This is a genomic window from Citrobacter farmeri (genome assembly GCF_019048065.1).
In the GTDB taxonomy this organism is placed as follows: Bacteria; Pseudomonadota; Gammaproteobacteria; order Enterobacterales; family Enterobacteriaceae; genus Citrobacter_A; species Citrobacter_A farmeri.
Genome location: NZ_CP077291.1, coordinates 2,021,634 through 2,037,055, shown reverse-complemented (window position 1 = coordinate 2,037,055; position 15,422 = coordinate 2,021,634). Strand labels below are relative to the sequence as shown.

The window sequence follows — 15,422 nt, the reverse complement described above, 5'->3', positions numbered from 1 at the left end:
AGCTGCGGTGGTGGAAAACAAACCGTCGGGTGATGATATTCAGGAGCAACGACGCAACTGCCTGTGTAAATTGACAAAATTCGTTGGCGCTGCGGGAGTGACCGCCGCCGTCTGGCCGTTGATTTCCGCATTGGGGCCTGACGAAACGGCCCGCGGGGAAAACGAGCCGATAGACGTCTCGCTGGTGGGTGTCGCCGCGGGACAAACCGTCAGACGTATCTGGCAAGGAAAGTTAATCCTCATCCATCACCGCACGCCGGAAGAGGTAGCCTCTGCCCGCACCGTCGACCACAGCACGCTTATCGATCCCCAATCGGACAGTGAACGGGTCGCGTCAGGCCATCCACAGTGGCTGATTGTTCAGGGGTATTGTCCGCATGCCGGTTGTGTCCCCAATGCCAGACCCGGCGGACAGGGCTGGATTTGCCCGTGTCACGGTTCGGAGTTTGATGCTTCCGGACGGGTGACGCGTGGACCCGCGACCGCCAATCTGGCAGTTCCAGATTACGCCTTTTACCCTGATGGTCAGACCGTGCGTATTGGCGCTAAGGACACGTGAAATGATCCGTTGGCGCATTCCTTTCCCCCGCTCCCTCGCCGGTGTATGGCTATTCGCCATTGGCGCGATCCTGCTGGTGATGCTCGGGATACAGATACTGACCGGCATCGTGCTGGCGATGTTTTACGTTCCAACGGCAGAACAGGCATTTGATTCTATCATCCACATCGTCCGGGCGGTGAGCCACGGAGAACTGCTGCGTAATATGCACGCCATCGGCGCATCGCTATTTTTCTTCGCCTGCTATCTGCATATTTTCCGGGGCATGTATTACAGCGTCTACCGCAGACCGTACATCACGATGTGGATGATTAGCGTCACGCTGTACGTGCTGCTGATGATCACTGCGTTTCTCGGCTACAGCCTGATTTGGGGACAAAAAAGCTACTGGGCGGCGACGGTCATCACCAGTTTCGCCCGCGCCATCCCGGTGGTGGGCGATGGGCTGTACACTTTCCTGGTGGGCGGATATGCCCCAGGTACCCCCACGCTGGGGCGCTTTTACGTACTGCACTTTATCCTTCCCTTTGCTGTCGTGGTAATGACGATTTTCCACGTCCGCACGGTACAGTCGGCATTTGCCCACGCGATGAAACGGACCTTCAGCGAAAAGGCATCCCGTAGTTTGCTCTTTGATTACCGAATCACGGATTCTGATGCCATCAAAATCACGCTCTTTATGATGCTGTTCGCCTGGTTTTTATTTTTCGCACCTCATTATCTGAGTAGTGCGGATAACTTCATCCCGGCGGATCCCACGGTCACTCCGGCGATTGTCGCCCCGGAGTGGTACTTTCTCCCTTTCTTTTCCATTCTGCGCTGCTTTCCAAATGAACTCGTCGGGCTGACGGCAATGTGTGGTGCGGTACTGGTCTTCTACTTTCTCCCCTGGCTGGATACCTCTCGCGCTCGTTTTCGCCACTACAACAAATGGGTGAAAGTGGGTTTCTGGCTATGGGTGCTGAACGTCTGTTTTCTGGGGTGGCTGGGTTCGAAAGCGCTGGTTGGCCCCGACCTGACGGAAGGCATTCGCAATGAAGAGGGCTGGATCCGCGCGGCATCGCAATTGTCGACGCTCGGTTATTTCGCCTGGTTTTTACTGGTGCTGCCCTGTCGGCGCTTTCTGGAAAAGCAGGATTAAAGATGATGAGACAAGTACTCAGCTACCGCATGCTATGGATAGTCTTCTTCGCAATAGGGTCAGCATTCGCGCAAGACGCCGTTCCGACACGACAGGACTGGAGCTTCAGCGGTCTCGCCGGTGACTATGATAAAGAGCAACTGCGGCGCGGTTTGCAGGTTTATGAAGAAAAATGCAGAGCCTGTCACAGCATGAAATACCTTACGTTCCGCACACTGACGAAACCCGGCGGCCCGGAACTGACGACAGAAGAGGCGAAAAGCCTCGCCAGCGGCTATGTATTCCCGACTATCCAGGATGACGGTCAACCCGGCGAACGGGACGGCACCCTGAATGACAGCTTTATTTCGCCTTACCTGAATGAGCAGGAAGCGAGATACCTGAATAACGGCGCGCTACCCGTGGATTTGAGTTATATCGTTCGCGCCCGTACGTACGATCGCGGCTTTCCGCAATTTCTGCTGGACGCGTTTATACCCTACTCTGAGCAAGGCGCGGATTACCTCTTCGCCCTCTTAACCGGTTACCTGCCCGACGATCCGGAAATGAAAGCCAATCGCTACTATCCCGGTGGCGTGATTAACATGCCAAAGCCGCTGGCGGATGGCGAAATCGAATGGCAGGCAGAAGCGCATGTCGCGCAAACTGAAAAACAATACGCTCGGGATGTTACCGCCTTTCTGGTCTGGGCCGCGGATCCTGAACGACAGACGAGAACACAACTGGGAATTTACGTGATGGGTTATCTCGCCATGGTACTGGCGCTATTGTGGATGTTGCGACGAATGAAAAGACGCGCACATAGCTAAGCGCGAGAAAGAAACCGCACTCTGACCAGTCAGCCTCATGCTGGCTGGTCATTCTATGGCGACGAAACGTTAACTGTGACGACGATTATCGTTACGACGGCAACGTTTGTCGTAGTGGCGCACCCACCAGTAACGATCGCTGACCTGCTCATGGCCCCCTACTCGGGCACCCGCCAGCCACAGAATGGCACCGACGAAGATACTGAGCACTGCACCATGTGCGAAAAATTGTGGCAGGTTAAATTGCGGCAACTGGTTTAAAATGGAGTAACCCACGCCACCCACCATGACCACTAACCCCAAACCCATGAGCACATTACCGAGTAACGAAGCGTTTTTGCGTTTCATATGTCACCTCCGGAACTTTTGGGTTGCTTCAGGGAATACCCCTAATCCTTATGTGTAAAGTATAGACAACACACCGCTTTGGTAGTGCGCCTGCGATCACAATTACAACCCATTATTCAACAAAACTTTACAAATAAGCCTCTGAACACCTTGACTTTCCAATAATCAATATGAGCAATTATTCAGTTTCCGGGTGAAGTGACACGGTTCTTTGTCAAGCGCGACGACAGACAGTAAACTACGCGCCAGTTATTGAAACACTCAGGATAGAAAACGTGACGATTAAACTGATTGTCGGCCTGGCGAACCCCGGCGCTGAATATGCAGCCACCCGACATAATGCCGGCGCATGGTACGTCGATTTACTGGCAGAGCGGTTGCGCGCCCCCCTGCGCGAAGAGCCGAAATTCTTTGGCTACACCTCCAGAGTGAGTCTGGAAGGTGAAGATGTCCGCTTGTTAGTTCCCACCACGTTTATGAATCTGAGCGGCAAAGCGGTTGGCGCGATGGCGAGTTTCTATCGCATCAATCCTGATGAAATTTTAGTGGCCCACGATGAACTGGATCTTCCGCCCGGCGTGGCGAAATTTAAACTTGGCGGGGGTCATGGTGGACACAACGGGCTGAAAGACATTATCAGCAAGCTCGGCAATAACCCTAACTTTCATCGCTTACGTGTCGGAATTGGCCATCCGGGCGATAAAAATAAAGTTGTCGGCTTTGTGTTAGGCAAACCCCCTGTTTCTGAACAGAAGTTAATTGACGATGCAATTGACGAAGCGGCGCGTTGCACTGAGTTGTGGTTCAAAGAAGGTTTGACCAGGGCAACGAACCGATTGCACGCCTTTAAAGCGCAATAAGCAGTGATGTGCGGCATTTTTGCCGTACGCCGTGTATAATAGGCGGAGTTATTTCCATTTCTACAATCTGTTTTCTACAACAGGTTGATTATCAAGATATTAAGGTGATTTAAATCATGGGATTCAAATGCGGTATCGTCGGTTTGCCCAACGTCGGGAAATCCACCCTGTTCAACGCGCTGACCAAAGCCGGTATTGAAGCGGCAAACTTCCCATTCTGTACGATTGAGCCGAATACCGGCGTCGTGCCGATGCCCGACCCGCGTCTGGACCAGTTGGCTGAGATCGTCAAACCGCAGCGTATCCTGCCGACCACAATGGAATTTGTTGATATCGCCGGTCTGGTTAAAGGTGCATCCAAAGGTGAAGGTCTGGGTAACCAGTTCCTGACCAACATCCGTGAAACCGAAGCGATTGGGCACGTGGTTCGCTGCTTCGAAAACGACAACATTATTCACGTTTCGGGCAAAGTGAACCCGGCGGAAGATATTGACGTGATCAACACCGAGCTGGCTCTGGCGGATCTCGATACCTGCGAACGTGCAATTCACCGCGTGCAGAAGAAAGCCAAAGGCGGCGATAAAGACGCGAAAGCCGAACTGGCGGCACTGGAAAAATGTCTGCCACAGCTTTCTGAAGCTGGCATGCTGCGTTCTCTGGACCTGACGGACGAAGACAAGGCAGCGATCCGCTACCTGAGCTTCCTGACCCTGAAGCCGACGATGTATATCGCTAACGTCAACGAAGACGGCTTCGAGAACAACCCGTACCTCGATCAGGTTCGTGAAATTGCGGCGAAAGAAGGTTCCGTTGTGGTTCCGGTATGTGCGGCTGTTGAAGCAGACATTGCCGAGTTGGACGATGACGAGCGCGACGAGTTTATGCAGGAACTGGGGCTGGAAGAACCGGGCCTCAACCGCGTGATCCGTGCGGGTTATAAGCTGCTGAACCTGCAAACCTATTTCACCGCTGGCGTGAAAGAAGTGCGTGCCTGGACCATTCCTGTCGGCGCAACGGCTCCGCAGGCGGCAGGTAAAATCCATACTGACTTCGAAAAAGGCTTTATCCGCGCACAGACCATCGCGTTTGACGACTTCATCACTTACAAAGGTGAACAGGGCGCGAAAGAAGCAGGTAAAATGCGCGCTGAAGGGAAAGATTACATCGTTAAAGATGGCGATGTGATGAACTTCCTGTTTAACGTCTAAATATAATTTGCCGTCTCGTGAGGTTTCATCGAATCTCATAAGAATCGCAAAAAACCTATAAAATCCACGCAGTTGCGTGGATTTTTCGTTTGATGGTGCTCAGAAAGTTTCCCAGTTGTCTGTTTCTGAAGCTATCTTTTTGGACACCACATATTTTTCAGCATTATTCCTCTCCCCCAGGTGACTAACACGTTTTTCTGAGGCCATGTTTACAGCTTGCTTTCCTTCCTCGTTCAGGCTGAACACGCTAACCATATCCTGGAGTACCCGAGACTGTTCCTGCATTGACGCTGCCGCGGCAGCTGACTCTTCAACAAGCGCAGCATTTTGCTGTGTGGTGGTATCAATCTGCCCCATAGCACTGTTGATTTGGGCAATCCCATCGCTCTGTTCTCGGCTAGCCTGCGCGATTTCCTCAATCAGTTGAGTCATGTTCTGGACGTTGGTAACAATTCCCGTCATGCCGCCATCTGCTTTTTCAACGAGGTTACGACCAGAGGCAATACGGGAGACAGAGTCATCGATTAACTCCTTAATTTCACGAGCAGCGGACGCGCTGCGTTGCGCCAGTGTACGGACTTCTCCAGCCACCACAGCAAAACCACGCCCGGACTCCCCCGCTCGCGCAGCTTCCACTGCGGCATTGAGCGCCAGAATGTTGGTCTGGAAGGCAATACCATCAATAACCTGGATGATGTCAGCCATTTTGGATGAGGAGTCGTAAATTTCCTGCATTTGAGAAGATACTTCACTCATAACGGCGCCATTTTGTTTCACAACAGAGGCTGTCTCACTCACGTAGCGGTGTGCCTGCGCCGTGTTTGCTGCAGTATTGTTAATCGTTGCCGTCAGCTCTTCCAGAGTCGAAGCGGTCTCTTCCACCCCTGCTGCTTGCTCTTCCGTGCGAGATGCCAGATCGGTGTTACCACTGTTAATTTCAGCCGCGGCCAACGCTATACTGTCAGCCCCTTCACGGACCTTACGTACCGTATTACGCAGACTCTCCGTCATTTCCCTCAGAGAGAGCATCAGTTGTCCGAGCTGGTCCCGCGATTCCACTTTGACTTCAATGCCCAGATTACCGGACGCCACTTCCCGGGCCACATTCACAGCTGACAACAGTGGCCGAGTTATCCCGCGAGTGATAAACCACGCCAACAGACTGCCGACGAGAATTGCGATGAAACCAAGAACAATCAGAGCCTGAATTGCTGTTGAGCCATTCCCCTGAATGGAATCAGCGGCCTCATCAATTTGCGTTTTATCGTAATCTTCCAGTGCTTTTACGCTGCCGGAATAGCTCTCCATGGCAGGAATGAGTTTCTGGCGAATAAATGCATTGGTGACATTACCATCCCCTTGTTCGCTAATGCGAATCGCTTCATTGCGGATATCGATGTACTGTTTTCTTTTATCACCCACAGTCGCGAGGAGTGATTTACCGGTATCAGAAACAATTAATCCTGTCAGTTCCTTCTGAATGGCATTCACGCGCTCTGATGTAACGCTCATTTTTGACTGGGCAAATTTTTTAATTCCATCATCAGAGGACGTCAACACGGATAACCCCATCGCGCCATTATAGTCAATTGCCGCTCCCCATGCCCCCGTGAGACGTTCCAGAACCAGCAACTTATCCGTAATAACATGGGTCTCTTTTAATATGCCATTTAATTTAACGATACCCGTTACAGCCATAATAACGACAAGGGTGAGAACAATACTAAAGCCTGCCCCCATTCGGGTGCCCACACCAAAATTATTTATTTTCATCTGCTGTCTCATACAAAAAAAGTCGCCTTTTCCCTGCCACCCGTTGAAAAAATCAGAACAATGCCAGGAGCGTTCCACTTAAGGACAGAGTCAAGCTAACATATTGAAATTGATCATGTTTTAAGCATGCGCCAGCGTATCTATCGGCAGAAAGAGGGAGGACTTTAACGTGTTAATTCACTTAATAAGTATTGACATTTTAAAACAAGACAGCCCCCACTTACAAAACAAACTGCATCCTGTTGTTTTTAATTAGAAAAGACAACTTCATGTTTATCTCATAATTTACAAATCGGAAACAAAAGAATGAAAAAACAACAACCGATTCCATATTAATCTAACGATAACAGCTTGATCCTGCTTCAGGACTGGCACACATCAATAGCCATATTCCCCCCTCACTACAACGCCAAAATTTAAACCCTGCAATTTCTGTTACATTGATATTATATTTCAGCAATAGAAACGGAAATGGGATATAGATACAAGATAACAGGATTTTTACACATCGACAGAAGCCAACAATTAAAAATAAGCAATTGATAAAGTGAATGTTTTATCAATAAATATCGGTCTGGGCATTGAATAGAAAGACGAAAAATAGTGCGCTTATAAAGCGCGTCGATGAAGCCTGGTATAAAGCAAAAAATACGGGTCGAGGTAAAACTGAGTGGCCTCAGTAAATACCCGATTCGCGAACAACACCACAATAGCCTTCAATTGCCGCATGTAATAAAGATTTGTCGATTAGTTTCGTGTTGTTTAGAGATAAAATTTTAAGTGAAACATTGATTGTAGCCCGGCTGGCACCGCGATCGGCTATCGTTGCATTTGGGATCAATAAAGCGTGCGCGGATTGATGCTCAGCTCTCTTCCGGCGCGTACCGGAAACGCTTTTTTTGCCTGTCAGATCAATCGTTGGCCGCTTCAAAAAAATTACCGTTTTTGTTATATTGATACTTACTGATTATTCACCTCCGCGGTGCCAAAAAGAACAAGATTCACCGCAACCCAGGACAATAAAATGTTAGATTACCGCTTCCCGACTGCTTTGCAGATGGTTCTCAGCGTAGCGATGGCGGAGCAATCGGGTGAACGTTCGACCAGTGCAATTCTGGCCTATGGTCTGGAAGCGAATCCGAGCTTTATTCGCAAATTAATGGTTCCGCTCACACGTGACGGTATCATTGTCTCAACGCTTGGCCGCAACGGTTCTATTCACCTTGGTCGCCCGGCGGACAAGATCACCCTGCGCGATATCTACATTTCCGTAATAGAAGATAAAAAACTGTGGGCGTCGCGTCCGGACATACCTGCACGCTGTGTGGTCAGCGCCAATGCCTGCTGGTACTTCAAATCTATCGCCGATGAAGCTGAACAGGCTTCGTTAGAGGTATTAGCGCGCCATACCGTGGCAAGCGCGCTGGAAGAGGTCAAAAAAGCCGATACCAGCGGCTGCGATCCGGTCCCTGAGATTGATGCCCGGTCTAAAAAAGCACATTAGTTTTCCTTATTGCAAAAAACCGCCTTTACTGTGAAGGCGGTTTTTTTATGTGCAATACCTTAAGACGCAGACAAAACATCCCTTACCGGTTCATGACGCGTAACGAATTTTCGCAACGTAACGTAAAACACCGGTGTCAGGAACAGACCAAACAGCGTCACTCCCAGCATACCGGAAAACACCGTGATGCCGGTGACGCCACGCACTTCTGCACCCGCACCATGACCGAGGATCAGAGGAATCGTCCCGGCAATAAAGGCGATGGACGTCATCACAATCGGGCGTAAACGCAAGCGACAGGCTTCCAGCGCCGCGTCCATGATGCCTTTCCCCTGGATTTCCAGTTCGCGGGCGAACTCAACGATCAGAATAGCGTTTTTACAGGCCAGCCCCATCAGTACAACCAGACCAACCTGAACGAACACGTTGTTATCGCCACCGGTCAGCCAGACGCCAAACAGAGCGGACAGCATTGTCATCGGGACAATAAGGATCACCGCCAGCGGCAGCGTCCAGCTTTCATACAGTGCCGCCAGCACCAGGAAAGCCAACAGAACCGCAACCGGGAAGACAATCAGCGCCGTATTGCCCTGAGTGGCCTGCTGGAAGCTTAGATCCGTCCATTCAATATTCATCCCATTTGGTAGTATCTGCTTAGACATCTCGTCAAGCTGCGTCATCGCCTGTGCGGAAGAGAGTATGCGAGGATCGGCATCACCAATGAGATCCGCCGCCGGATAACCATTGTAGCGAATGACAGGATCCGGTCCGTAGGTGGTGCTGATATTCACCATACTGCCGATCGGCACCATTTCGCCCTGATTATTACGGGTGCGTAAATTAGCAATATCTTCAACGCTGTCGCGGAACGGCCCGTCGGCTTGCGCCATCACGCGCCAGGTACGCCCAAACTGGTTAAAATCATTCACATAAGACGATCCCAGATAGGTTTGCAGCGTACCAAAAAGGTCGGTCAGCAACACGCCCTGCGCTTTTGCCTTATCACGATCAACCTGTACCTCCAGTTGCGGAACGTTAGCCTGGTAGGTTGAGATTGGGAAATGCATCCCCGGTGTCTGCATAATCGCACCGGACATGGTGTTCACCGCGTTTTGCAGCGCGCCATAACCAAGACCTGCGCGATCCTGGATGTACAGCGAATACCCAGAGCCCTGACCCAACCCTAATATCGGCGGTGGCAAAATGGAGAATCCAAAGCCCTGCTGGATTTGCGCGATTTTAGCATTGATCTCCGCGTTAATTTCCGCCGCAGAATGTTTACGCTGATCGAACGGTTTCAGACCAAAAAAGACTGTCCCGGTATTCGGCGTGTTGGTGAACTGCAGCGCATTAAGACCCGGGAAGGCAACCGCATAATCCACCCCTTCGGTATTCATACCGATTTCGCTCATTTGGCGGATCACCGAATCGGTGCGCGCCAGCGAAGCCCCTTCCGGCATTTTCACGCCGCCAATTAAATACAGCTTATCCTGCGTTGGAATAAATCCGCCGGGTACGGCTTTAAACATAACGCCAGCAGCACAGAGCAGCAGCACATAAACGGCAAATACCGCCCCCCTTCGTCCGAGCGTTTTGCCAACCAGCCCTTGATAGCGGTTCGAGCTGCGATGGAAAAAGCGGTTAAATGGACGGAAAAGCCAACCGAACAGACGATCAATAAGCCTGGTCGGGAAGTCTTTCGGTGCGCCATGCGGCTTTAATAACAGGGCAGCCAGAGCCGGAGAGAGCGTCAGCGAGTTGATAGCAGAGATCACCGTTGAAATTGCGATAGTCACCGCAAACTGTTTGTAGAACTGACCGGTTACCCCGGAGAGAAACGCCATCGGTACGAACACCGCGCACAACACCAGCGCAATCGCGATAATCGGCCCGGAAACCTCGCGCATCGCCTGATGCGCCGCCTCAAGTGGAGCAAGCCCCTCCTCTATGTTTCGCTCGACGTTTTCCACCACGACGATGGCGTCATCCACGACGATACCGATAGCCAATACCAGCCCGAACAAACTTAGAGTATTAAGCGAAAAACCAAGCAGGTAGAGAATGCTGAACGTGCCCACGACCGATACCGGCACCGCGATCAGCGGAATAATCGATGCGCGCCAGGTTTGCAGGAACAGAATGACCACCAGTACAACCAGTACCACCGCTTCCAGCAGCGTTTGCACCACCGCGCGAATGGAATCGCGAACGAAAACCGTAGGATCGTAAGGTGCCGCCCATTTCATATCTTCCGGGAAACGCGTGGACAGTTCGTTCATTTTGGCGCGCACCGCGTCAGACAAATCAATGGCGTTCGCCCCGGGAGACTGGAAGATCCCAATCCCAACCGCGTCTTTATTGTTAAGCTGTGAACGCAGCGCATAACTTCCGGACCCCATTTCTATGCGCGCTACGTCGCGCAGGCGTACCAGCGAACCATCCTGCGCCGTTTTCAGAATGATATTGCCAAACTCTTCTTCCGTGTGCAGACGCCCTTGAGCGTTAATGGAGATCAGGAAATCGCTCTCTTTTGGCAGCGGCTCGGCACCGAGCTGTCCGGCGGAAACCTGTACGTTTTGCTCCTGCATCGCCGTTACGACATCCGAAGCCGTTAATCCGCGAGCCGCCACTTTGTTTGGATCCAGCCAGATACGCATTGCGTATTCGCCCGAGCCAAAAATCTGTATCTGACCAACGCCAGGCAGACGTGCCAGTTCATCCTTCACTTTTAGCGTGGCATAGTTACGCATATACAGTGAATCGTACTTACCGCCAGGCGAAAACAGATGCACCACCAGCGTGAGCGTCGGCGACTGTTTCTGGGTAGTGATCCCCAGACGGCGCACATCTTCCGGCAGACGCGCTTCGGCCTGGGATACCCGGTTTTGCACCTGAACCTGCGCCTGATCGGGATCGGTGCCTGGACGGAACGTGACAGTGGTCACCAGCACACCGTCTGAGCCTGCGACGGATTTCATGTACATCATGTTTTCAACCCCGTTGATCGCTTCTTCCAGCGGCGTTGCCACGGTCTCTGCAATCACTTTCGGGTTGGCGCCAGGATACTCCGCACGCACCTGTACGCTTGGCGGTACGACATCAGGATATTCGCTGACCGGCAACAGCGGGATGGCGATTAATCCTGTGATAAAAATCAGAATCGACAGCACTGCGGCGAAGATCGGCCTGTCGATAAAAAAGCGGGAAAAGTCCATGTGTCGGATTCTCAGGTAGGGGATCAGTTGAGGGTGGCGCTGGCGGTCATGGCAACGGTTTTCGCGTTAACCGGCATACCCGGCATAAACACTTTTTGTAAACCCTCGACGATGACTTTGTCGCCAGGGTTCAGTCCCTGCTGCACAATGCGTAATCCGGCAGCCAGACGCCCCGGCGTAATATCGCGACGCTGCGCTTTACCCTCTTTATCAACGATATAAACATATTTGCGATCCTGATCGGTCAGCACCGCTTTATCGTCGATCAACATGGCGTTGAACTTCGCACTGCCCGGCAGACGCACGCGGGCAAAGAGTCCCGGGGTGAACTGACGCTGCGTGTTATCTAATAGCGCACGCATACGGATTGTGCCGGTACTCGGCGTTAACTGATTATCAAGAAAATCGACTTTTCCCTGATGGGGATAGCCATCCTCGCCAACAAGGCCAATTTCAACCGGTAGCGCCAGATGATTACCGGACGCGCCCTGCCCGCTGCGGGAGAGATTTTGATAGTGAAGGTAGGTCGACTCGTCCACATCAAAGTAAACGTAAACCGTCTTCTGCGATACCAGTGTGGTGAGCACGCTGGCGCTGTCCCCCGCGGTGACCAGATTCCCCTGGGTGATCAACGCGCGGCTGGCACGCCCATCGATAGGCGCGGTCACTTTAGTAAAATCCAGGTTAAGTTGCGCAGCATCAACGGCCGCCTGAGCTGCACGGATGTCAGCCTGCGCCTGGGTGGCAGCCGAACGGCGCTGCTCCCATTCTTCGCGGGAAACGACGTTGGTATTGACTAATTTATCGGTACGGTTCGCCTCACTTCGCGCAAGGCTTGCCTGCGTTTTGGCTCTCGCTAACGTCGCCTGCGCCTGTTCCAGCGCGGCGCGATAGGTTCTGTCATCGATGGTGAACAACACCTCCCCCTTTTTCACCTCCTGACCATCGGTGTAATTCACCTTATCAATGTAGCCAGACACGCGGGGGCGTAGCTGAACACTTTCCACAGCGTCGATCCTGCCATTAAAGCTATCCCACTGATTAATGGATTTCATAACCACGTCAGCGACGCTGACTGCGGGAGCTTGTGGCGCGACGTTTTGGGCGACACCCTCATCGCAGCCAACCAGCAGTACGGAGAGCAGCACTGCGCCCAACGCATGCAGATGAAAGTTAACCCAGGTTTTTTGCAGGCTCATTATTTTTATTCCGGTAATGGTAGCCGCCGGGCAAGACGCAGCAGGAGACACCGCGCCACTTCCTTTGTCCGGGCTGGCTCAGGGACATTTGTGTCGTTCATCGCCACAAAACTGTAACAGTTGCGAATACACTATTTCGGCGATTGTAGGGAGGCATAAAATTTAGTGCAAGAATAATTGATACACTTTATGTGCTGTTGCCGTCAGTGCAAAAAGGCGCGTTTTCAGCAAGGTTTTAAATGCAACAATAAAACTTGCAATTAATGCGAAAACGAGCCACCTTTAAATGCAACAGATAAAGATGCTTTTAAATAAGCGGCGTGGGGTAAACAAGATGAACACTGACGCATTTATTCACGATTTACTCGACTGGATCGACAGCAACCTCGATAACCGCCTGGACATCGACACCGTTTCCCGGCGAGCCGGTTATTCGAAATGGCACCTCCAGCGCATCTTCAAGGAACATACGGGTCATCCCCTCGCTGGGTACATTCGCGCACAGAAGCTGCGAAAATCGGTTGAGCGCTTAACCCACAGCGACGAACCGATTTTAAACGTGGCGATCGCGTTGGGCTTTGACTCACAGCAGTCCTTTAACCGCAGTTTCAAGCGTCAGTATGGCCTGGCCCCCGGCGCATGGCGCCGCAATGCCGGTTGCCCGATGAATTGATTGGCCGTCTCCTTGCTGCAAATTGTGATACCTGAGCCAACTCTCGCCTGTTTGCATTGAAATACCGATAACCGCTTCATCACGCTATAACAAGCCTTGAACTTCATTACGCACCATACTGCACGACAGTCATGGCTGGACATTTAATGGTATGATACTTTTGAGTGATACAATCGGTCAGAAGAGAATACGATGGACACAGCGCGCTTTATTAAAGATAACTTCCGTTTCACCGAAGGCACCAGTGCTTCTATGTATTCGCAACTTGCCGCGTTTATTCGCCATCAAATTAAACTCGGCGTATTCAGGCCCCATGACAAAATCGTCACCGAAAATGCGTTGTGTGACATCCTTAATATCAGCCGAACCACCGTTCGACTGGCGTTCAATGAACTTCTTGAGGAAGGTCTTATTGTTCGCCAGCGCCGTAAAGGCACCTTTATTGCCGATAAGAAAATTAATCGCCGGCTCAATTCGCTCTATAACTTCACCGAGAGTATGCGGGAGCAGGGAATAAAACCCCGTTCGTTGGTGCTGCAATCAGAAGTGATCGATGCCGATGAGATCGTTGCTGACAAACTGAACCTGACTCAAACGCAGCGTAAAGTTTTCATCCTGAAACGGGTTCGGCTAGGTGATGATACTCCCCTGCTTCTGGAAACGACCTGTATTCCCTGGAATTTATGCCAGGGAATTGAGCTTTACGACTTTGCGACCCTCTCGCTTTATGATGTCCTGAAAAATGAATTTGGACTAACTATCACGCATGCCACCGAACATATTGAAGCGGTGATCATCAGTAAATCGGCTGCACATTACCTGCAGTGCGCGGAAAAAGTTATGGCCGGTTATCATATTGAACGTGTTTCATTCCTGGAGAATGGTTTTGTCTTTGAATATACGACGTCGGTGACCAGAGCGGATAAGTGCAATTTTAAAATTGACCTGTTTAATGCCGGGCAGAATTCAGCTAAAGCCAGGGTCGATTTTTCCCGCCAGTTAAAACGCTGATATTCTTTTCCCTACTTCCGCAACGCAGACAACAGTAATACTCCCCAGTCCCGGGCACATTGTTTAACGACACCGGTTGATGTGCCCGGCTCTTCTGAACTACGTTAGCGATTGATTATCTTACTTAACTATCAGCGCATTAGCGATAACACCTCAAGCTTGTCGAAAAATCAGTATTCGTTCAGATATTGACAACCTGTTTCCATTATTTAATATGTATCATACAAATGAAACAATATATGGAGATCGCGTATGAAGCCGCAAAAGAAAGCCGCAGAGATGTCATCTCAGGAACTGGGTCGGTACATTGATCAGTCGGTTCTCAAACCAGAATTTACCCTGGCGGAAGTTAAGAAATATATTCAGGAAGGTATTGATTTTAATTGTAAAACTGTGTGCATCAACCCGGCATATCTCGACATCGCCAGAAAGATGTGCAAGGGGACAAACACCGGCATTTGCGTTGTCTGCGATTTCCCCTTTGGCGCGTCATCAACGGCATCCAAAGTTAAGCAGGCCGAAATTATCTGTCAAAACGGTGACGTTGAAGATCTCGATATCGTCGCTAACTATGGCTTTATCCGCAGTGGACAATGGCAGGAATTTGAAGAAGATATTCAGGCGGTAGCAACCGTCGCTCATCATTACGGCACCCTGTTGAAGGTGATTTTTGAAACCGATGCGCTAACGCTGGAACAGGTTGCAACAGCGACGGAACATGCATGCCGCGCCGGGGCGGATTTCGTCAAAACATCCACCGGGTTCTATACCGGCGGCGAAAGTAAAGGCGCAACACCAGAAGTGATTCAGGTGATGCTCGATGCGGCAAAAGGACGCTGCAAAGTAAAAGGTTCTGGATGCATTCGTACGCGTGAACACTTCCTGCAATTGATTGACATGGGAATTGACCGTATGGGAATTGGTTATCGCTCCACTCCCGTCGTTCTGGGCCTGGATGCTTAAGATGAAAACCGGATGCCAAATCGCCTGTTCATCATAACGGGCAGAAAACGCCCCGTTATGATGAAACAACGGAAAGCGGTCCGGGTTTACGTTGAAAGCGCATTGGGAAACGCAAAGAAAAAAGGGTACCCGTCCTGGACACCCTTCGTAATGGTTCTC

The 15,422-nt window shown here is 51.1% G+C and carries 14 protein-coding genes; 9 read left to right on the top strand and 5 right to left on the bottom strand.

Annotated elements, in window-relative coordinates:
* The first annotated feature begins 7 nt into the window (after positions 1-7).
* The 3 genes from petA to I6L53_RS09615 are packed head-to-tail and all read left to right on the top strand — an operon-like array spanning position 8 to position 2,509.
* Positions 8-559, top strand: a complete 552-nt coding sequence (petA, locus tag I6L53_RS09625) for a ubiquinol-cytochrome c reductase iron-sulfur subunit (RefSeq protein ID WP_042318585.1) — start codon at positions 8-10, stop codon at positions 557-559.
* 1 nt (position 560) lies between these two features.
* Positions 561-1,700 carry a cytochrome b gene (locus I6L53_RS09620; RefSeq protein ID WP_232231068.1) on the top strand — a complete coding sequence of 380 codons (1,140 nt, stop codon included), beginning with the start codon at positions 561-563 and terminating at the stop codon, positions 1,698-1,700.
* A gap of 2 nt (positions 1,701-1,702) precedes the next feature.
* Complete coding sequence (locus I6L53_RS09615) at positions 1,703-2,509, top strand: cytochrome c1 (RefSeq protein WP_232231067.1); 807 nt, start codon at positions 1,703-1,705, stop codon at positions 2,507-2,509.
* 69 nt (positions 2,510-2,578) lie between these two features.
* Here I6L53_RS09615 and ychH read toward each other — a convergent pair whose 3' ends face one another.
* Positions 2,579-2,857, bottom strand: coding sequence for a stress-induced protein YchH (gene ychH / locus I6L53_RS09610; protein WP_042318582.1), 279 nt, complete (start codon positions 2,855-2,857; stop codon positions 2,579-2,581).
* A 275-nt stretch (positions 2,858-3,132) separates the two neighbouring features.
* Between ychH and pth the strand changes: the two genes are divergently transcribed.
* Positions 3,133-3,717 (top strand): aminoacyl-tRNA hydrolase, encoded by a 585-nt coding sequence (gene pth / locus I6L53_RS09605; protein WP_042318579.1) that lies wholly within the window; start codon positions 3,133-3,135, stop codon positions 3,715-3,717.
* Between the two features lie 116 nt (positions 3,718-3,833).
* Positions 3,834-4,925, top strand: coding sequence for a redox-regulated ATPase YchF (ychF, locus tag I6L53_RS09600; RefSeq protein ID WP_042318577.1), 1,092 nt, complete (start codon positions 3,834-3,836; stop codon positions 4,923-4,925).
* Positions 4,926-5,024: 99 nt separating this feature from the next.
* On the opposite strand, the gene I6L53_RS09595 is transcribed toward ychF, so the two are convergent.
* Positions 5,025-6,710: a methyl-accepting chemotaxis protein gene (locus tag I6L53_RS09595; RefSeq protein WP_052425369.1), complete on the bottom strand. Its 1,686-nt coding sequence runs from the start codon at positions 6,708-6,710 to the stop codon at positions 5,025-5,027.
* A gap of 664 nt (positions 6,711-7,374) precedes the next feature.
* Positions 7,375-7,629: a hypothetical protein gene (locus tag I6L53_RS09590; RefSeq protein ID WP_139155865.1), complete on the bottom strand. Its 255-nt coding sequence runs from the start codon at positions 7,627-7,629 to the stop codon at positions 7,375-7,377.
* A gap of 93 nt (positions 7,630-7,722) precedes the next feature.
* On the opposite strand from I6L53_RS09590, the gene oqxR reads away from it, so the two are divergent.
* Positions 7,723-8,202 (top strand): efflux pump transcriptional repressor OqxR, encoded by a 480-nt coding sequence (gene oqxR / locus I6L53_RS09585; RefSeq protein ID WP_042318574.1) that lies wholly within the window; start codon positions 7,723-7,725, stop codon positions 8,200-8,202.
* 59 nt (positions 8,203-8,261) lie between these two features.
* Here the strand turns inward: oqxR and oqxB are convergent, their stop codons facing one another.
* The gene (oqxB, locus tag I6L53_RS09580; protein ID WP_042318573.1) at positions 8,262-11,417 is read right to left on the bottom strand and encodes a multidrug efflux RND transporter permease subunit OqxB; all 3,156 of its coding nucleotides are present in this window, start codon (positions 11,415-11,417) and stop codon (positions 8,262-8,264) included.
* A 23-nt stretch (positions 11,418-11,440) separates the two neighbouring features.
* On the bottom strand, positions 11,441-12,616 hold the full coding sequence (gene oqxA, locus I6L53_RS09575) for a multidrug efflux RND transporter periplasmic adaptor subunit OqxA (protein ID WP_042318571.1): 1,176 nt from the start codon (positions 12,614-12,616) through the stop codon (positions 11,441-11,443).
* A 334-nt stretch (positions 12,617-12,950) separates the two neighbouring features.
* On the opposite strand from oqxA, the gene I6L53_RS09570 reads away from it, so the two are divergent.
* The 3 genes from I6L53_RS09570 (at position 12,951) to deoC (ending at position 15,263) form a co-directional block, all read left to right on the top strand.
* Positions 12,951-13,289: a helix-turn-helix domain-containing protein gene (locus tag I6L53_RS09570; RefSeq protein WP_042318569.1), complete on the top strand. Its 339-nt coding sequence runs from the start codon at positions 12,951-12,953 to the stop codon at positions 13,287-13,289.
* 192 nt (positions 13,290-13,481) lie between these two features.
* On the top strand, positions 13,482-14,300 hold the full coding sequence (locus I6L53_RS09565) for a GntR family transcriptional regulator (protein WP_052425368.1): 819 nt from the start codon (positions 13,482-13,484) through the stop codon (positions 14,298-14,300).
* A 252-nt stretch (positions 14,301-14,552) separates the two neighbouring features.
* Positions 14,553-15,263: a deoxyribose-phosphate aldolase gene (gene deoC / locus I6L53_RS09560; RefSeq protein WP_042318568.1), complete on the top strand. Its 711-nt coding sequence runs from the start codon at positions 14,553-14,555 to the stop codon at positions 15,261-15,263.
* Positions 15,264-15,422: the final 159 nt, after the last annotated feature.